This window comes from Staphylococcus sp. GDX8P114P-2 (genome assembly GCF_017892945.1).
Classification (GTDB): domain Bacteria; phylum Bacillota; class Bacilli; order Staphylococcales; family Staphylococcaceae; genus Staphylococcus; species Staphylococcus arlettae.
Genome location: NZ_JAESMB010000016.1, coordinates 304,925 through 322,821, shown reverse-complemented (window position 1 = coordinate 322,821; position 17,897 = coordinate 304,925). Strand labels below are relative to the sequence as shown.

The following is a 17,897-nucleotide window of genomic DNA, read 5'->3' as shown; positions in this document are numbered from 1 at the left end:
TGTAGTCGATAGTTAAGTAACTTTTTATTTTGTTATCCTCTGACTATCAAATTATAAACGTACAATAAGTGTAATTTTTATGCGTTTATTACTAGCCTTAAGCGGTTAACTGTATTATGGTAGAGATAAAGTAACAAAACTCGAATAAGTCTTAACAAACAATCATTGTTATAAATAAATATTTGCTAACTTTTAAGTACTGAAACATTGCTATTGATAAACAAAAATTTAAAACAATTGGAGTGATTATATGAGCAGAGTATTAATTATAGGTGCCAATGGTGCAGTATCCAAGGCAGCTATAAACTCTTTTTTAGAAAACACAAATTATACTTTACGATTATTTTTACGAGATGCCAACCGCTTACCTGATTATGCGTCAGATCGTATAAGGGTCAGAGAAGGCGACGCTACTAATATAGATGATGTTACACATGCGATGGAAGATGTTGATATTGTTTTTGCTAGCTTATCAGGTGAATTAGACAAAGAAGCTCAAACTATCGTTCAAGCAATGGAAGTTAGCACAGTTAAAAGACTTATATTTGTAACTGCACTAGGGATACACGACGAAGTCCCAGGCAATTTTGGGGAATGGAGTGCAGCAAAAATTGGTGATAAACTGTCCATTTATAAACAAGCTGCTCATACGATAGAAACTTCTTCTTTAGACTACACATTATTACGCCCTGCATGGTTAACTGAGAAAAACGAAGTTGACTATGAAATTACAGACAAAGCAGAAAAATTTAAAGGGACTGAAGTATCACGCAAAAGTGTAGCAGAAGTAGCAGTAAATATCGCAAAAGATCCGAACTTATATTTACGACAAAGTATTGGTATTAATAAACCTAATACGGATGGCGATAAACCAGCTTGGGCATAAACACAATATAAAGTATGAAACCTATAATACTATCAATTTAACAGGATAGTTATTATAGGTTTTCTTATACATAAAACGTATGTACTAAATTTATACAGTTTATTAAAAATAATGTTATCACTGTCTTTTGACAAACAGTAATTTGTTATACAATGAAGATAATTAAACAGGTTAAAAAGGGGATTGCAAATAATGTCAAACACACAGCAACTCGACATTTTATATAAATTAAAAAAGGAAGTAGCAAAATCTAAAAATGAACGTTTAACACATATTATTAATCAAGTGATTAAAAAAGTGTATCTTAATCAATTTACAACAACATTTGTTGGGCACTTTTCTGCAGGTAAATCAACATTAATTAACTTATTGCTTGAACAGCAAATTTTGCCAAGTTCACCCGTACCTACAACAAGTAATACAGCCATTGTTTCTGTCGATGAGCGTGAAGGTATCATTGCTAATTTAAGTAATCAACAGTACACAGAGCTGACTACTTACGACGAAGTAAAAGCTATGAACAAAGCCAATATTGATGTAGAATCTGTAGAAATTAAGTTTCCATCAACGAAATTTAACAAAGGGTTTACTTTGCAAGATACGCCTGGCGTTGATTCTAATGTTTCTACACACCAAACGAGTACAGAACAATTTATGTATACTAGTAACATTATTTTTTATACGGTAGATTATAATCATGTTCAATCGGCACTGAATTTTCAATTTATGAAACAACTGAATCAAGCTGGTATTCCTGTTGTCTTTGTAATCAACCAAGTAGATAAACATAACGATGAAGAATTAGCCTTCGAAACATTCCAAGATAGAATAAATAAATCGCTTGCGGACTGGCAACTTGATATAGAAAAAATCTTTTACGTTTCTAAATTCGACAATCCACATAATGAAATCTCACAATTATCTGATTTTCTCGTTGAACAAGACAATAACCGTGAAGCATTAGATACTTATGTAGATCGAATAGTTAAGTTTATTACTGATGAACAGTTATCATATATCCAACATGAAATACATGATACTTTAGAACAACTAGCGATTGACGAAGAGGATTTTGATCAAGCATATTTAAACTTCCAACAACATCAACAAGTAAGCGAGGAAGCTCAATTATTAAATAATCCAGAGAAACTTTATGACTTTTTAGCGCACAAACGTAAAGATATTTTAGATAATGCATATATTATGACACATGATATGCGTGAATTAATTCGTAACTATCTTGAAAGTCGAACTAAGAATTTTAAAGTTGGTGGACTATTTAATAAACGTAAAAAAACTGAAGAAGAGCAAGATAAAAGATTATCCGTAGTGATTTCTAATTTACAAGATAAAGTCAATCAACAAATTCGCCAACCATTAAGAGAAGATATGTCTTTCTTAACAAGATTTATTAATTCAACCTCGGTAAATGAGGCAATACTTAATCAGCACTATGATATAACTGCGAGTATGATTAGTGATTTATATAAACCACAAATTAATATTAGTAATCAGTATGTACTTACATTTTGTGATGAAATTATACAAACGATACAGCAACATATTAAAAAAGAAACCGAACCGCTTTTCGACAAAGCGATCAAATTATCCAAAGCACAAGATATTGGTTCGGATGAAGTAGATGATTACAATGATTATGAAAAATTTATGGAGCTTAGAAATTTAAGGGAATCATTAGAAACTAAAAACTACCGTCATTATTATATTCACATTGATGATTCTTTAGATAAATTAATCGATCGAACAAAAATTACATTTACACCACAACAAGAACAAAATTTATCAAACAATGCACAGCATGATGCTTCAATGTCTCAAGTTGAAACCGATGATCAAAGCGATAAAATATTAGAAGGCTTAAAGTTAATCAGTGATGTACCAATGTTTGATCAAACGAAACAAGATATCCAATCAACTGTTGAACGCATGGAGCAAAAAATAGTTAAAATAGGGGTCTTCGGTACTTTTAGTGCCGGCAAAAGTAGTTTAATTAATGCACTACTAGGTAAGCAGTACTTGATTAGTTCACCTAATCCAACAACTGCTGCAATGACAGAAATATCTTATGGACATGACAGTGCGATAACACTTAAATCGGAAGAGCAGTTATTAGAAGAACTTAATAATATGTTTGAAATTAATGCAACGTCATTTCAATCATTCTCTGAATTTTTTAATACTGATATCGAAAAATTAAAACATCAATTAGAGAAAAACCAACTCGCATTTGTCCACGCACTAGAAAATCATTACGATGCTTATAAAGCTAAAACCGCTTCTGGTTTAGTTCATCAAATAGAAAGTGATGAAATTCGTAAGTGGAGCGCCGTTGATGAATATGCAGCCTTCGTTAATACAGTACATTTAAAATTGCCGTTAGAATGGTTAAAAAATAAAATTATTGTAGATTCTTTAGGTTTACATTCTAATAACCAAAGACATACCAATGAAACTGAGAAAGTATTAACATCTTCAGATTTAATTTTGTATGTAAGTTACTTTAATCATGCATTCACAGATAATGATAAAAAATTCATCGAGCATATGAAAGAAATGAATCAACTTAACTCAAATCAAGCATTTAAAATGATTATTAATGCTACTGATTTGGCTGAATCAGACGAAGATTTATCAGCAGTGTTCGAATACGTAGATCATGCTTTAGCACAAGTTAATTTGGCATCAAAAATCTATCCAGTGTCTAGCAGGCAGGCATTACAAGATGATGACACATCAATGCAAAAATTACGCGATGATATTTCACACTTTGCCTTAGTCGAATCTAAGCATATTTTACAACAACAGATGTTACAACGATTAACTCATGTCTCACAAGCATACACTGAACTTATAGAAGAATTTAAAAACAACAAAGCTCAAATTGAACAACGAACACAAAAATTAACGCAATTAAAAGATACAGCGGTCTTACCACACAACATCATTCAAAATACAGAACAACGTACAGATAATGAAGTAGAAGACCAAATTTACCATTTAAATGAACGGTTAAAATTACAACTTAAAGATGAAGTGAAATCAGTTTACAATAGTCAAATGACTAAAAATAAAAACTTTAATGAAGCAAAAACACATGCGACAAAAATTTATTTAAATCAAATACATCAACGTTTCTATTTGGAACAAACACTATTATTTGAACGTATCAAAAAACACTTTATAGAGCAGTTTAATCAAGAAGTTGCACCTATACAGCAATCATTAGAACAGTTACATGTTTTCATTTCACCAGAAATCGATTTGACTCATATAAAAACTGACCATCCATATTTAAGAATAGAGTTACAAGATATGTTAGCTGCGTTACCGAAATCTTTAACTAAAAGAAAACTATTAGAAGCCAATACGCAACAAACGTTGCAAGAAGACATAACTGTTGCAACAATAAACTTATTAACATCCGATATTGCTGACTTTAGAGAAGCATTAAATGATTCAGTGACGACAATGGCTGAAATAGCTGAAACAAATTTAAAACAATTAGAATTAGAAATTCAAGCTCAAATTAACGAACTACTATCATTCGATATTGATGATTCCTTAATTAAGCAATTAGAAATCACCAATAAGAAATTACAAACATTGTTAGCACAATAAAGAAAGAAGGCACTTATATGGCAAATAGAATATTACTCGTTGACGGTATGGCGTTATTATTTCGTCATTTCTATGCAACGAGTATACACAAACAATTCATGCGTAATTCAGCAGGTATACCAACGAATGGCGTTCAAGGTTTTGTTAGACATGTATTCACTGCACTTAAGGACATTGAGCCAACGCACGTGGCCGTGTGTTGGGACATGGGACAACAAACTTTTAGAAACGATATGTTTACAGGATATAAACAAAACCGTCCTGCACCTCCAGAAGAGTTAATACCACAGTTTGATTTTGTTAAAGAGATTTCTGATCAGTTCGGCTTCGTTAATGTGGGAGTAACAAATTATGAAGCCGATGATGTCATCGGTACGTTAGCTCAACATTATTCTGAAACAGATGAAGTATTTGTCATTACAGGTGATCGTGATATCTTACAATGTATTAACCAAAATGTTGAAATATGGTTAACTAAAAAAGGGTTCAATATTTATAATCGCTATACGTTAGATCGTTTTACAGATGAATATGGACTTCAACCTAAACAATTAATTGATGTTAAAGCATTTATGGGTGATACTGCAGATGGATATCCGGGAGTAAAAGGCATTGGTGAAAAAACTGCTATTAAGTTAATTCAACAACATGGCTCAGTGGAAAATGTTATCAATGCAATAGACCAATTGACAGTTGGCCAACGTAATAAAATTGAAAACGATATGGATAACCTTAAAATTTCCAAATCATTAGCTGCAATTCATACAGAAGTACCACTTAACTTACAGCAGTTGTTAACTGATATGCAATTTGGTACAACTCTGACAAATGCTTTAAATATTTGTCAGCAACATGAATTACATGTGTCACAAAAATATTTAGCAACACATTTCAAATAATAAAAAGAAGGAAGTCAGTTATTTTGACTTCCTTCTTTTGCTTTGCGTAACCATTTTATATAGCGCTTGTTGCGCATAATGATTAGCCTCTTTATTTTGCGCTCTTGGTACCCATTTCACAAACATTAACTCAAACATAGGTGCTTTAGTCATTATTTGTGAATAGTAATGTTTAAACTTTTCATTTTTAACAGCTTCTTGATTCATACTATCTTCGATTAATTTTGAATCCGTAAATACTAGAGCATTAGACACGTTATGTTCTAGCGCACACGATAGTGCAAAATCAAAGGTTGCCCATTCTGCACTATGATTATCTAATTCACCCAAATATTGTTCAAATACTAAACGCTCATCGTCAGTCACTATAATTACTGCTCCAACACTTTCACCTGGATTACCAGCTGTTGCAGCATCAAAATAAATTTTAGCCAAATGTCTTGCCACCTTACTGTTATAATCTATCTATTACTAGACTAGCATAAAGTTTTTCAAAAGCTAAATACAAACTGAGTATTGAATAATAATTACACTTAACTATAGTTCCAAGCGTTACAACTTAGACTAGTTTGATGTGTATAATAACAGACTGTAAGTTTTATTAATCAAGGCATTTCTCATAAGTAGATCAAATATTTGTGAAATCATAAAACTTTATTTATTACAATTTAACCAATGCTCCTTAATGAGAACTAACTGTTATAAATTATAATTAGGCACTATAGTCTATATAACGTCGGAAAATGGAGTATAATGCTTAGTAGGATTATCCACCTAAGGAGGTAAATCATGAAACAGTTATTTATAATACATGGCTATCAAGCCAATCCTAATAGTCATTGGTTTAACTGGATCGCACAAAAAATACAACACTATGGCTATACTACCGATATTATTGAATTACCAAATCCTCATAAACCTGAATATCATGCTTGGTATGATACTTTAAAACATCATATGGATCATGAATTAAATGATCAAACGATTATAATTGCTCATAGTTTAGGTGTTATTACAACGCTTAATTACCTTGCGCGTTTGTCAAAAGCACCAAATATTAAAGCATTAATTTTAATTTCAGGCTTTCACGAAAAATTACGCAATTTACCCGAATTGGATGCTTTTATCTCACAAACCATCGTAAGTAACATCAACGCTCAACATATTTTGGCGCTTGCAGCTACAAATGATCCTATTGTCGATAACGCCGCTTCTAATCGTCTCTCCCAACTATTAAATATTAATACTATAAACATTGAACATGACGGTCACTTTTTAGCTGAAGAAGGTTATACTTCTTTTGAATTTCTGTGGACTCAACTACAGCATATATTAAATAACAAAAAAGACTGAGGTCGAATAAACATTCAACCTCAGTCTTACTTTTTAATAACCTTCGTCTAGGTTCTTAATTTTACCTTTTCTATACATAGATTTAGCCCAATAACCAAATGGAACATTGAAAATTGTAGAAATTAATTTTAATAAATACGTAGTGATAAAGATTTCAAACACCGCACTATTAGGCATTGTGCCAAGAAATGCGATAGACACAAATAATGCTGTATCTATAATATTACTAATAATAGTACTGCCGTAAGCTCTCACTATAAATGTTTTATCCGAACTAAATACTTTTTTAATTAGATTAAAAATCATTACATCTAAATGTTGGCCGATAATATACGCAATAATTGAACCTAATGCAATACGTGGAACAACATTAAAAATTGTCACAAGTGCATCTTGAGAACTATCAACTGAAGAAGGGATGAAATGTAATGACATTTGCATCACTATAATCATTACTAACGTCGAACTAAATCCTAACCATACAGCTCTTTTGGCTATTTTTCTGCCATAGATATCATTTAAAATATCTGTCGCTAAATAAATAGAAGCGAACATCACATTACCTAATGTAGCCGATATAGTAAATAAATCTACTGTTTTAATCACTTGAATATTAGCAATAATCGTACCTATAGCTACCCAAGTTATGAGTCCATGTTTGCCAAAAAATCGATACATAGCTACTAACAATATGAAAGTAACTAAAAAAGTTAAAACACCAAATATTTCGTTATACATTTTCTTTCCTCCTAAATTTTGATAATGCGGGTGTTTAGAAACCGCAAAATTCAACCTATTCATTCTAATAAAATAACTATTGAAAAGCAATAGGCTAAGTTAATTTGTCATATTAAACTTAAATTTTATAACATCGGTTTTCAAATTTATAAATAATAGCTGTTATTTGCTATAATAATAGACACAATACGTATCTATCGCTAATATTTGATATACTACAAATTATAATATTTACAACTGATTTATACACACTAGTGGGCGACATTGCTAATTGATGTTAAAATAAAATTAACGCTTGAATGATAGTAAAATATACTATTATGTTCGGTCGTCTCTTAGTGCTAACAAGTTACATGAATTAGGAGTGTGAAAACTATCCTTACGTATACGGAGAAAGAAGCTATTGCGGCTATTGATAAATTGATGAACACATATTGTCATCAATGTTTACTAAAATCTCATATTAAACATACACAAGGAAAAACACAGGCACATCATTTTTGTATAAATGAATGTTCTGTCGGTAAACAAATTAAACAATTAGGAAATGAATTACAATAGGAGGTCATAGGATGGAAATTGTTAGAGTTGAACCAACACCTAGTCCAAATACAATGAAAATTGTATTAAGTGAAAAGAGGGAAGATAATAAATCAAACACCTATACTACAGTAAAAGAAGAGCAACCTAAGTTTATCAATGATTTATTAGCGCTAGAGGGTGTAAAATCAATTTTCCATGTCATGGACTTTTTAGCGGTTGATAAACAACCTAAATTTGATTGGGAAGATGTATTACCTCAAGTTACTGCAACTTTAAATGATGAAAGTGAAGAAGAGACTGCCACAGCACCAGATGAACACTTTGGTGAAATAAAAGCTGAAGTATTAATGTTTAAAGGAATACCATATCAAATTAAACTTACTTCATCTGACGAAGAAAAACGTAAACAATTACCAGAAATATATGTAGACAGTATGCTAGCAGCGCAAAAAGAAAATGATAACGTCGTATTTTTAAGAAAATGGGAAAACTTTGGTGCACGTTACGGTGATTTTGATGAAGTTATGTCAGAAATCACTGAAGAAATCTATGCTTTATACCCAGAATCACAATTGTCGACGCTTGTAAATAATGCTTTACAAACAGATATTGTTATCCCGGAAAAACATTATCAACATGTAACTTTAGATGACTTTAAGACGACAGATGATTGGAAAGCACAATTACGTATGTTGAAACATTTCCCAACGCCAACATTAGATGATATTACATTATTAGATTATGTGATTTCAGAAGCAGCGAAAGTACCGTTACGCAGAGAAGCGGTTGTATTACTTGGGATGATTGAAGATGAACGTGTTTTACCTTATTTGTATAAAGGACTTAACGATAAAAGTCCAGCAGTTAGAAGAACCGCAGGAGATTGTTTAAGTGATTTAGGCTTTAAAGCAGCATTACCAGCAATGGAAAAAGCTTTAGCTGATCCACAAAAAATTGTCCGTTGGCGTGCAGCTATGTTCCTATTCGATGAAGGTGGTCCAGAACAACTTGATACATTAAAAGCTCACGTTGAAGATTCTGCTTATGAAGTCAAACTGCAAATCGAAATGGCAATATCACGTATTGAAAATGGTGATGAAGCTTTAGGTTCTGTATGGAAACAAATTGCAAATCGAAATAAGTAACTCATACATGTTAAAGATACATCGTAAATAGTGAAATTAAATTAGGAGAGTGTAACAATGAATGCTTACGAAGCTTATATGAATGAATTATCTAAACAAATGCGCGAAGAACTTACTACACATGGTTTTAATAGCTTAGAATCTGCGGACGCAGTTACGAATTATATGCAACAAGTTAATGCTGAAGATACTACTTTTGTAGTAATCAATTCAACATGTGGTTGTGCTGCAGGCCTTGCACGACCAGCAGCAGTTACTGTTGCTGAACAAAACGACAAAGTACCTAATCATAAAGTGACGGTATTTGCTGGCCAAGATAAAGAAGCCACTGCAGAAATGCGTAATTATATTCAACAAGTACCATCTAGCCCATCATACGCGCTATTTAAAGGGACAGAGTTAAAACACTTTATCCCAAGAGAGCATATTGAGGGTCGCGACATTCAAGATATCTGCATGGATATTAAAGATGCATTTGACGATCATTGTTAATATTTGAAAACTTAACAAGCAAGATAACTGTTGATTTATTAGCGATTGACACACGTGTCAATCGCTTTATTTTTCAAGAATAATGATTACGCTTTAAAAAAATGTCTTTATGAAATATTATTAATATAACGATTCAATGTGGAAGGAGTGTGGTGATTATGTTAAATGCTTTTGATCAAGCTTATCATGATCTATGTAACGAAGTACTAAACATTGGTAGTACAAAAGATGATAGAACAAAAACTGGAACAATTTCAAAATTTGGCCATCAACTTCGCTTTGATTTGTCAAAGGGATTTCCGTTATTAACGACTAAAAAAGTTTCATTTAAATTAGTTGCTACAGAGTTATTATGGTTTATTAAAGGCGACACTAATATTAAATATTTATTAGAATATAATAATAATATTTGGAATGAATGGGCATTCGAAAATTATATTAATTCTCCAGATTATCACGGACCAGATATGACTGATTTTGGTCATAGAGCGAATCAAGATGAAGATTTCAAAGCTTTATACCAAACTGAAATGAAAAATTTCAAAGCTAAAATATTAAATGATGAAACTTTTGCGGCAAAGTATGGTGATTTAGGTAACGTCTATGGCAAACAATGGCGTGATTGGGAAGATAAAGATGGTAACCATTTCGATCAATTGGCAACTGTCATTGAACAGATAAAACAAAATCCAAATTCCAGACGACATATTGTATCTGCATGGAATCCAACTGAAATTGATACGATGGCATTGCCACCTTGCCATACAATGTTCCAATTTTATGTTCAAGATGGCAAATTAAGCTGTCAACTATATCAACGTAGTGCCGATATTTTCTTAGGTGTACCTTTTAACATTGCCAGTTATAGTTTATTAACACATCTCATCGCCAAAGAATGTAACTTAGAAGTGGGAGAATTCGTTCATACATTTGGTGATGCACATATTTATTCTAATCATATCAATGCTATTGAAACGCAATTATCTAGAGATAGTTACGCACCTGCTACAGTTAAAATAAATAGTGACAAGTCAATTTTTGATATTAATTATGAAGATATTGAATTAATAAATTATCAATCGCATCCAGCGATTAAAGCACCAATTGCAGTATAAAAGTCTCTAAAGTTATAAAACAGTTAAATTTGTTATATAATAGACACCAAGTTAAATTAATAATTAAGAAGAACTAAGTTTTTTAAAGGAGGAACTTCATGACGCTTTCAATATTAGTTGCGCATGACCGCCAACGTGTCATTGGCGCAAACAATGACTTACCTTGGCATTTACCAAATGATTTAAAACATGTAAAACAATTAAGTACTGGTAATACATTAGTTATGGGGAGAGCAACTTATGAATCTATCGGTAAACCTTTACCTAATAGAAAAAATGTAGTACTTACGCGAAATCGTTCTTTTCATCCTGAAGGTGTAGAGGTGATACACTCTTTAGATGAAATTAATAATTTGCCAGGTCATGTTTTTATATTTGGCGGGCAAACATTATTTGAAGCAATGATTGATAAAGTCGATGACATGTATATAACGGTAATCGAAGACAAATTTAATGGCGACACGTTTTTCCCACCTTATACTTTTGAAGAATGGGATGTTGTTTCCTCAGTACCTGGTGAGTTAGATGATAAAAACACCATCCCACATACGTTTTTACATTTAGTTAGAAAGAATAATAGGGGGATAGCAAATGAAAAACAGGATAATAGTAACTGACTCTACATCTGATCTATCACAAGATTACTTGAATGACAACAACATACATGTTGTACCATTAAATTTGTCAATTGACGGAGTGTCATATGTAGACCAAATTGATATCAATTCAGAAGACTATATACAACGCATTGAGGAAGGTGCAGATGTTAAAACAAGTCAACCGTCTATAGGCAAATTTATAGAATTATATAATACTTTAGGTGACAATGGGGATGAAATTATAAGTATTCACATGACTTCCGGTTTAAGTGGTACTTATCAAACTGCATTGCAAGCGAGTCAAATGACTGATAGCAATGTTACTGTAATAGATTCAAAATCGATTTCGTACGGTTTAGGCTATCAAATACAACATTTAGTTACTTGGTGTAATGAAGGACATTCCACAGACGATATCTTACTAAAACTTGAAGAATTACAAAAAAACATCAAACTGTTTGTCGTCATTGGTCAATTAAATCAATTGATTAAAGGTGGACGCATTAGTAAAACTAAAGGGCTAATCGGTAATATGATGAAAATTAAACCTATCGGCACATTAGTCGATGGGAAAATTGAATTAATGCATAATTCACGAACTCAAAATGCGAGTATACAGTTTTTAAAGAAAGAAGTTTCTAAGTTTATCAAAAATCATAATGTTAAATCTATCGGTATTGCTCATGCCAATATAATCCAATTCGTAGATAAAATTAAAAAGCAATTTGCTGAAGAATTTGATCATCATACCTTTGATGTCAATACGACAACGCCTGTAATTACTACACATACAGGTCAAGGCGCGATTGGATTAGTAGTAGTTCGTTCATAAAGCTAATACAATTAACTATAGCAATTCAAATATCTTATTATTTCTGCTGTTAATAATTGCAAAATCCTTAATATATTTTATATTTTATGACACACTAGTATTAGAGGGAGGTATTTTATGGCTTATGCAACATTAGCAGGTGGTTGTTTCTGGTGCCTCATTAAACCATTTACTTCTTATCCAGGTATCGAAAGCATAATATCAGGTTATGCTGGTGGCCATGTAGAGAACCCGACTTACGAGCAAGTAAGTACAGGGCAAACCGGTCATGTTGAGGCAGTACAAATTTCATTTGACTCCGATATCACTTCTTTTGAAAATATTTTAGATATATTTTTCAAAACATTTGATCCAACAGATAATTCGGGTCAGTTTTTCGATAGAGGTCCACATTATGAGCCAGCAATATTTTATCATGATGAACACCAAAAAAAGGCTGCCGAGTATAAAATTCAACAATTAAATGAACAACAAATCTTTAATAAACCAGTCATTACACCAATAAAACCATATACAAATTTTTATCCAGCTGAATCTTATCATCAAGATTATTATAAAAAGAATCCTTTACATTATCAGCAATATCAAAAAGGTTCTGGTAGAAAAGCGTTTATTGAAAAGCATTGGGGGGAACAGAATGATTAAGAAAAGTAAATCAGAGCTATCTGAAATGGAATATTTAGTAACACAAGAAGATGGTACTGAACCACCATTTCAAAATGAATATTGGAATCATTTTGAAAAAGGGATTTACGTAGATAAATTATCAGGCAAACCACTGTTCACATCAGAAGAAAAGTTTGAATCTGATTGTGGTTGGCCTAGTTTCTCTAAAGCATTAACGGATGATGAAATTGTCGAATTAGTGGATAAATCTTTTGGTATGGTTCGTACAGAAGTAAGATCTGAAGACTCAAATAGTCATTTAGGTCATGTGTTTAATGACGGGCCACAAGAATCTGGTGGTTTACGTTATTGCATTAATTCTGCAGCAGTACAATTTATACCGTATGATAAATTAGAAGAACTAGGGTATGGTGATTTACTAACCCATTTTAATAAATAAGGAGCGAATACGATATGTTTAAAAAATTATTTGGAAAAGGTAAAGAAGTTAACAAAAATACGGAAGTTTTTGCACCAATAACTGGACAATATATTCAAATCGAAGATATTCCTGATCCAGTTTTTGCCCAAAAAATGATGGGAGAAGGCTTTGGAGTTAATCCTAGTGAAGGTGAAGTAGTTTCACCTATAGAAGGCAAAGTAGATAATGTATTTCCTACCAAACATGCTATTGGTTTAAAAGCTGAAAATGGTTTAGAGTTACTTGTACACATCGGTTTAGATACTGTACAACTTGATGGTGAGGGCTTTGAAGTATTAGTAGACAGTGGAGATACTGTCAATGTGGGTGATCCAATTTTACGTTTTGATATTGACTATATTCAAAAAAATGCTAAATCAACAAATTCTCCAATCATCATTACTAATTCAGATCAAACGAGTGATATAAACTTCGCTGAAGCTACTGATTTAATAAAAGGTGAAACTAAAATCGCTGATGTGACAATGAAATAATGAAAAACCACTCATTTTATCAATTTATATTAACCGTGAGAGGTCGAAAAGATGCAAAAGGTGAGCTTGCCGAAGAAATTTTTGATGACTTATCTTTTCCAAAACAAGAAAAGGATTTCAACCAATTATCGGATTATGTTGAAACTCACGGCAATTTTACAGTATCTATGGCAGTATTCGATGATTTATATGAAGAATACCAAGAGTGGCTTAAATTTTAAATATCAATATATTTGAGTTTCACATTTTAGATATATTAAAATATAAAAATAGAGTAAATAGCTGGGTGAAACGTATGAGTTCAAACCCAGCTATTTTACTGTTTAGTTAGATGATTAGGAAGTGAATTTATGACAGAACCACAAGATACACATACTGAAGACAGCACAGAGAAGTCTCAACCAGCTACAAAATACTTACAATTCAAACGGCGAAAATTTATTTGGCTTGTTTTAGCTACTATTATATTAACAGCTTTGATTACGGTTTTTGCTACAATTTCCATCAGTAATTTTATGTCTGGACTTACTAGTGAACAACGTAAGGATGTAGCCAAAATAGAACAAGCCTATAAAACAATTGATAACGAATACTATAAAGACGTAAAGTCTAAAGAATTATCAGATGCTGCTATAAACGGTATGGTCAAACAACTTGATGACCCTTATTCAGAGTATATGACGAAACAACAAACTAAAGCATTTAATGAAGATGTCTCCGGTGATTTTGTCGGCATTGGCGCTGAAATGCAGAAAAAAAATGACCAAATTCAAATAACAAGTCCTATGAAAGACTCACCAGCTGAAAAGGCAGGAATACAACCAAAAGACATTGTTACTAAAGTTAATGGTAAATCTGTTAAAGGTAAACCTTTAGATGCTATTGTAAAACAAGTGAGAGGTAAAAAAGGTAGTGAGGTTACACTTACGATAAAAAGAAATGGTGAGGAACAAGACATTTCTATTAAACGTAATACTATACATGTGAAAAGTGTTGAATACGAAAAACATGGAAATAGTGGTGTGTTTAAAATCAATAAATTCCAAGATAGTACAGCAGGCGAATTAAAATCTGCAATTATTAAAGCACGCAAACAAGGAATTGATAATATTGTACTAGACTTACGAAATAATCCTGGTGGTTTATTGAATGAAGCAGTTAAAATGGCAAATATCTTTATCGACAAAAATAAAACTGTTGTGCAATTAGAAAAAGGGGAACATAAAGAACAGGTAAAAACACCGAACGACTCACTAAAAGAAGCTAAAGATATGAATGTTGCTATCTTAGTTAATGGCGGTTCAGCAAGTGCTTCAGAAGTCTTTGCAGGAGCCATGAAAGCTCATGATAAAGCTAAAATATATGGTAGTAAAACATTTGGTAAAGGGATCGTACAAACTACTCATGAATTAGACGATGGTTCTATCTTAAAATACACTGACATGAAATGGTTAACACCAGATGATAAATATATTCATGGTAAAGGGATAAAACCTGATGTTAAAATTGACACACCTGAATATCAATCATTAAACGTTATTCCAAATAACAAAACTTATGTAGAAGGTGACGAAACTAGCCATGTCAAAACAATAAAAATTGGACTTAAAGCATTGGGTTATTCCATAAATAACGAGTCTAAAACTTATGATAATGAATTAACTGAAGCAATTAAAAAATTCCAAAAAGATCAAAAATTAACTGTAAATGGTAATTTTGATAAAGAGACGAACAATAAATTCACTGAAATGTTAGTCAACAAAGCAAACGAAAAAGATACAGTACTTGATGAATTACTTGATAAACTTAAATAATACGAGGTGTCAGTCAATGATTCGTAATGCAACAATGAAAGATCTTGATTCAATAATGGTTATCGTAAATCAAGCAAAAGCAATTATGCAACAAGATAATAATCCACAATGGGATGACAACTACCCATTACAACAACACTTCGTGGGTGATATTGAAAACAAATCACTTTATGTGTTAGATGAAAATAATACGGTTTATGGTTTTGTTGCGGTCGACCAATCTCAAGCAGAATGGTATGATAGCTTAAAGTGGCCTATAAATAAAAATCAGGCATTTGTAATACATCGATTAGCAAATTCCCCTAATTATAAGGGAGGCGCTACAAAACTTTTTGCTTTTGCTTTAAATTTAGCCAAAAGCCACGAAGTTGATTATGTACTTACTGACACGTTTGCATTAAATTATCGTGCACAACAATTATTCACTAAATTTGGCTTTACTAAAGTAGGCGAAGCCACAATGGATTATTTTCCATTTGATAAAGGGAAACCTTTTTATGCTTATTACACCAAATTAAAAAAATAGAGCGAGGTTGTTTTATGTCGAAAATAGCATTTACCGGTGGCGGTACTGTTGGTCATGTTTCTGTTAATTTAAGTTTAATTCCTACAGCATTAGCAAAAGGACATGAAGCTTTTTATATAGGATCTCAAAAAGGGATTGAAAGAGAGATGATTGAATCACAGCTACCAGAAATCAAATATCATGTAATTTCCAGTGGGAAATTACGTCGTTACCTGTCTTTTGACAATTTCAAAGATATCTTTAAAGTCCTTAAAGGAATCATCGATGCGCGTCGCGTATTAAAGAAAGAAAAACCTGATTTGTTATTTTCTAAAGGAGGATTTGTGTCTGTACCTGTAGTTATAGCTGCTCGGTCATTAAAAATACCAACTATCATTCATGAATCTGATTTAACTCCAGGATTAGCAAATAAGATAGCATTAAAGTTTGCTAAAAAAATATACACAACATTTGAAGATACGTTAAACTACTTACCTAAAGATAAGGCTGACTTTGTAGGTGCAACTGTCCGAGAAGATTTGAAAAGTGGTAATAAATCGCGTGGTTATCAATTAACGCAGTTTAGCAGCGACAAAAAGGTCTTACTAGTGATGGGAGGTAGCCTCGGAAGCAAAAAATTAAATGATACTATAAGAGGTAATTTAGATGCATTACTCAAAACATATCAAATCATTCACCTAACTGGTAAAGGACTATTAGACGAAAAATATATTAATCGCCCAGGTTATATTCAGTTTGAATTTGTGAAAGATGACTTAACTGATTTATTAGCTATTACCGATACTGTTGTTAGTAGATCTGGTTCTAATGCGATTTATGAGTTTTTAACGTTACGCATTCCTATGTTACTCATTCCATTAGGTTTGGAACAGTCTAGAGGAGACCAAATTGACAACGCTAAAAATTTTGCATCAAAAGATTTCGGTAGATATATTTTAGAAGATGAACTTTCTGAAAACCAACTAGCTGAACAATTAGCTGATATAGAACATAATAGATCAGACATTATTGATAAAATGAAAACTTATAAAGAAAGTTATACTAAAGAAGATTTATTCGATAAAATCGTTACAGACGCAGAAGCTTAATAAGGGGGGCGTGGTGCAATGTCACACTGGAAAAGAATTTCATTATTAATCATCTTCACCTTAATATTTGGTGTCATTGCATTTTTCCATGAATCAAGATTAGGAAAATGGATTGATAATGAAGTATATGAATTTATATACTCATCAGAAAGCTTTATTACAACTTCAATCTTTTTAGGTGTAACAAAAGTGGGCGAAGTTTGGGCAATGGTATGCTTATCATTGTTATTAGTGGCATTCTTAATGCTAAAACGCTTAAACATTGAAGCATTATTTTTTGCTATAGTTATGAGTTTATCTAGTACATTAAACCCTCTATTAAAAAATATTTTTGACAGAGAACGACCTACTTTACTCAGATTAATCGATATTTCAGGTTTCAGTTTCCCTAGTGGACACGCTATGGGTTCGACAGCCTTTTTCGGCAGTGCGATTTATATCTCGAATCGAGTAATGAAAGGGAAATCAAAAGGATTTATGATTGGCTTATGTGCATTATTTATCATAATGATTTCTTCTTCTCGCGTTTACTTAGGTGTACATTATCCTACAGATATTATCGCGGGAATTATAGGTGGCGTATTTTGCATTGTTTTAGCGACGCTAATGTTACGTAAAAAATTGAATATCTAAATTATTAGGTCATT

Annotated in this window: 20 protein-coding genes; 18 read left to right on the top strand and 2 right to left on the bottom strand. The window is 32.1% G+C overall.

The features are described from left to right. Window positions 1-250: 250 nt before the first annotated feature. The 3 genes from KA845_RS10120 (at window position 251) to KA845_RS10110 (ending at window position 5,424) form a co-directional block, all read left to right on the top strand. Window positions 251-886 carry an NAD(P)H-binding protein gene (locus KA845_RS10120; RefSeq protein WP_021458784.1) on the top strand — a complete coding sequence of 212 codons (636 nt, stop codon included), beginning with the start codon at window positions 251-253 and terminating at the stop codon, window positions 884-886. A 192-nt stretch (window positions 887-1,078) separates the two neighbouring features. Then, entirely contained in the window at window positions 1,079-4,525 is a 3,447-nt protein-coding gene (locus KA845_RS10115; RefSeq protein ID WP_103387894.1) for a dynamin family protein, read from the top strand. Window positions 4,526-4,542: 17 nt separating this feature from the next. Then, complete coding sequence (locus KA845_RS10110) at window positions 4,543-5,424, top strand: 5'-3' exonuclease (protein ID WP_021458786.1); 882 nt, start codon at window positions 4,543-4,545, stop codon at window positions 5,422-5,424. Between the two features lie 18 nt (window positions 5,425-5,442). Here KA845_RS10110 and KA845_RS10105 read toward each other — a convergent pair whose 3' ends face one another. Then, the gene (locus KA845_RS10105) at window positions 5,443-5,859 is read right to left on the bottom strand and encodes a ribonuclease HI family protein (protein ID WP_103387895.1); all 417 of its coding nucleotides are present in this window, start codon (window positions 5,857-5,859) and stop codon (window positions 5,443-5,445) included. A 354-nt stretch (window positions 5,860-6,213) separates the two neighbouring features. On the opposite strand from KA845_RS10105, the gene KA845_RS10100 reads away from it, so the two are divergent. After that, entirely contained in the window at window positions 6,214-6,777 is a 564-nt protein-coding gene (locus tag KA845_RS10100; RefSeq protein ID WP_021458788.1) for an RBBP9/YdeN family alpha/beta hydrolase, read from the top strand. A 33-nt stretch (window positions 6,778-6,810) separates the two neighbouring features. Here KA845_RS10100 and KA845_RS10095 read toward each other — a convergent pair whose 3' ends face one another. Then, window positions 6,811-7,515 (bottom strand): queuosine precursor transporter, encoded by a 705-nt coding sequence (locus KA845_RS10095; RefSeq protein ID WP_021458789.1) that lies wholly within the window; start codon window positions 7,513-7,515, stop codon window positions 6,811-6,813. A gap of 366 nt (window positions 7,516-7,881) precedes the next feature. On the opposite strand from KA845_RS10095, the gene KA845_RS10090 reads away from it, so the two are divergent. From KA845_RS10090 to KA845_RS10025, 14 genes are all read left to right on the top strand, one after another. After that, a complete protein-coding gene (locus tag KA845_RS10090) occupies window positions 7,882-8,076 on the top strand; it encodes a zinc-finger domain-containing protein (RefSeq protein ID WP_021458790.1) in 195 nt (64 codons plus the stop codon). A gap of 11 nt (window positions 8,077-8,087) precedes the next feature. Beyond that, window positions 8,088-9,203, top strand: a complete 1,116-nt coding sequence (locus tag KA845_RS10085) for a conserved virulence factor C family protein (protein ID WP_103387896.1) — start codon at window positions 8,088-8,090, stop codon at window positions 9,201-9,203. 57 nt (window positions 9,204-9,260) lie between these two features. Next, window positions 9,261-9,695, top strand: coding sequence for a bacilliredoxin BrxA (gene brxA / locus KA845_RS10080; RefSeq protein ID WP_002511151.1), 435 nt, complete (start codon window positions 9,261-9,263; stop codon window positions 9,693-9,695). Between the two features lie 158 nt (window positions 9,696-9,853). After that, the gene (locus KA845_RS10075; protein WP_002511150.1) at window positions 9,854-10,810 is read left to right on the top strand and encodes a thymidylate synthase; all 957 of its coding nucleotides are present in this window, start codon (window positions 9,854-9,856) and stop codon (window positions 10,808-10,810) included. Between the two features lie 98 nt (window positions 10,811-10,908). Continuing rightward, on the top strand, window positions 10,909-11,427 hold the full coding sequence (locus KA845_RS10070; protein WP_002511149.1) for a dihydrofolate reductase: 519 nt from the start codon (window positions 10,909-10,911) through the stop codon (window positions 11,425-11,427). After that, window positions 11,402-12,241: a DegV family protein gene (locus KA845_RS10065; protein ID WP_002511148.1), complete on the top strand. Its 840-nt coding sequence runs from the start codon at window positions 11,402-11,404 to the stop codon at window positions 12,239-12,241. The genes KA845_RS10070 and KA845_RS10065 overlap by 26 nt, the downstream gene beginning before the upstream one ends. Before the next feature lie 117 nt (window positions 12,242-12,358). Continuing rightward, window positions 12,359-12,886 (top strand): peptide-methionine (S)-S-oxide reductase MsrA, encoded by a 528-nt coding sequence (gene msrA, locus KA845_RS10060; RefSeq protein WP_103387897.1) that lies wholly within the window; start codon window positions 12,359-12,361, stop codon window positions 12,884-12,886. After that, window positions 12,879-13,307 (top strand): peptide-methionine (R)-S-oxide reductase MsrB, encoded by a 429-nt coding sequence (gene msrB, locus KA845_RS10055; protein WP_002511146.1) that lies wholly within the window; start codon window positions 12,879-12,881, stop codon window positions 13,305-13,307. Before msrA ends, msrB begins: the two co-directional genes overlap by 8 nt. A 14-nt stretch (window positions 13,308-13,321) precedes the next feature. Further along, window positions 13,322-13,822 carry a PTS sugar transporter subunit IIA gene (locus KA845_RS10050; RefSeq protein ID WP_002511145.1) on the top strand — a complete coding sequence of 167 codons (501 nt, stop codon included), beginning with the start codon at window positions 13,322-13,324 and terminating at the stop codon, window positions 13,820-13,822. Next, window positions 13,822-14,043 (top strand): YozE family protein, encoded by a 222-nt coding sequence (locus tag KA845_RS10045; RefSeq protein WP_002511144.1) that lies wholly within the window; start codon window positions 13,822-13,824, stop codon window positions 14,041-14,043. Before KA845_RS10050 ends, KA845_RS10045 begins: the two co-directional genes overlap by 1 nt. Window positions 14,044-14,172: 129 nt before the next feature. Further along, window positions 14,173-15,636 carry a S41 family peptidase gene (locus KA845_RS10040; protein ID WP_210128023.1) on the top strand — a complete coding sequence of 488 codons (1,464 nt, stop codon included), beginning with the start codon at window positions 14,173-14,175 and terminating at the stop codon, window positions 15,634-15,636. A 16-nt stretch (window positions 15,637-15,652) separates the two neighbouring features. Next, window positions 15,653-16,162 (top strand): GNAT family N-acetyltransferase, encoded by a 510-nt coding sequence (locus tag KA845_RS10035; protein WP_103387898.1) that lies wholly within the window; start codon window positions 15,653-15,655, stop codon window positions 16,160-16,162. Window positions 16,163-16,176: 14 nt separating this feature from the next. Continuing rightward, on the top strand, window positions 16,177-17,250 hold the full coding sequence (locus KA845_RS10030; RefSeq protein WP_002511141.1) for an undecaprenyldiphospho-muramoylpentapeptide beta-N-acetylglucosaminyltransferase: 1,074 nt from the start codon (window positions 16,177-16,179) through the stop codon (window positions 17,248-17,250). Window positions 17,251-17,268: 18 nt separating this feature from the next. Further along, window positions 17,269-17,883 (top strand): phosphatase PAP2 family protein, encoded by a 615-nt coding sequence (locus KA845_RS10025; RefSeq protein ID WP_002511140.1) that lies wholly within the window; start codon window positions 17,269-17,271, stop codon window positions 17,881-17,883. The last annotated feature ends 14 nt before the right edge of the window (window positions 17,884-17,897 follow it).

What these genes read in the sequence shown, in the direction of transcription:
- KA845_RS10035 (WP_103387898.1), top strand. Translation starts at nt 15,653, where the DNA reads ATGATTCGTAATGCAACAATGAAAGATCTTGATTCAATAATGGTTATC.
- KA845_RS10025 (WP_002511140.1), top strand. Translation starts at nt 17,269, where the DNA reads ATGTCACACTGGAAAAGAATTTCATTATTAATCATCTTCACCTTAATA.
- KA845_RS10040 (WP_210128023.1), top strand. Translation starts at nt 14,173, where the DNA reads ATGACAGAACCACAAGATACACATACTGAAGACAGCACAGAGAAGTCT.
- KA845_RS10050 (WP_002511145.1), top strand. Translation starts at nt 13,322, where the DNA reads ATGTTTAAAAAATTATTTGGAAAAGGTAAAGAAGTTAACAAAAATACG.
- KA845_RS10045 (WP_002511144.1), top strand. Translation starts at nt 13,822, where the DNA reads ATGAAAAACCACTCATTTTATCAATTTATATTAACCGTGAGAGGTCGA.
- KA845_RS10100 (WP_021458788.1), top strand. Translation starts at nt 6,214, where the DNA reads ATGAAACAGTTATTTATAATACATGGCTATCAAGCCAATCCTAATAGT.
- brxA (WP_002511151.1), top strand. Translation starts at nt 9,261, where the DNA reads ATGAATGCTTACGAAGCTTATATGAATGAATTATCTAAACAAATGCGC.
- KA845_RS10110 (WP_021458786.1), top strand. Translation starts at nt 4,543, where the DNA reads ATGGCAAATAGAATATTACTCGTTGACGGTATGGCGTTATTATTTCGT.
- KA845_RS10120 (WP_021458784.1), top strand. Translation starts at nt 251, where the DNA reads ATGAGCAGAGTATTAATTATAGGTGCCAATGGTGCAGTATCCAAGGCA.
- KA845_RS10075 (WP_002511150.1), top strand. Translation starts at nt 9,854, where the DNA reads ATGTTAAATGCTTTTGATCAAGCTTATCATGATCTATGTAACGAAGTA.
- KA845_RS10070 (WP_002511149.1), top strand. Translation starts at nt 10,909, where the DNA reads ATGACGCTTTCAATATTAGTTGCGCATGACCGCCAACGTGTCATTGGC.
- KA845_RS10065 (WP_002511148.1), top strand. Translation starts at nt 11,402, where the DNA reads ATGAAAAACAGGATAATAGTAACTGACTCTACATCTGATCTATCACAA.
- msrA (WP_103387897.1), top strand. Translation starts at nt 12,359, where the DNA reads ATGGCTTATGCAACATTAGCAGGTGGTTGTTTCTGGTGCCTCATTAAA.
- msrB (WP_002511146.1), top strand. Translation starts at nt 12,879, where the DNA reads ATGATTAAGAAAAGTAAATCAGAGCTATCTGAAATGGAATATTTAGTA.
- KA845_RS10085 (WP_103387896.1), top strand. Translation starts at nt 8,088, where the DNA reads ATGGAAATTGTTAGAGTTGAACCAACACCTAGTCCAAATACAATGAAA.
- KA845_RS10095 (WP_021458789.1), bottom strand. Translation starts at nt 7,515, where the DNA reads ATGTATAACGAAATATTTGGTGTTTTAACTTTTTTAGTTACTTTCATA.
- KA845_RS10030 (WP_002511141.1), top strand. Translation starts at nt 16,177, where the DNA reads ATGTCGAAAATAGCATTTACCGGTGGCGGTACTGTTGGTCATGTTTCT.
- KA845_RS10115 (WP_103387894.1), top strand. Translation starts at nt 1,079, where the DNA reads ATGTCAAACACACAGCAACTCGACATTTTATATAAATTAAAAAAGGAA.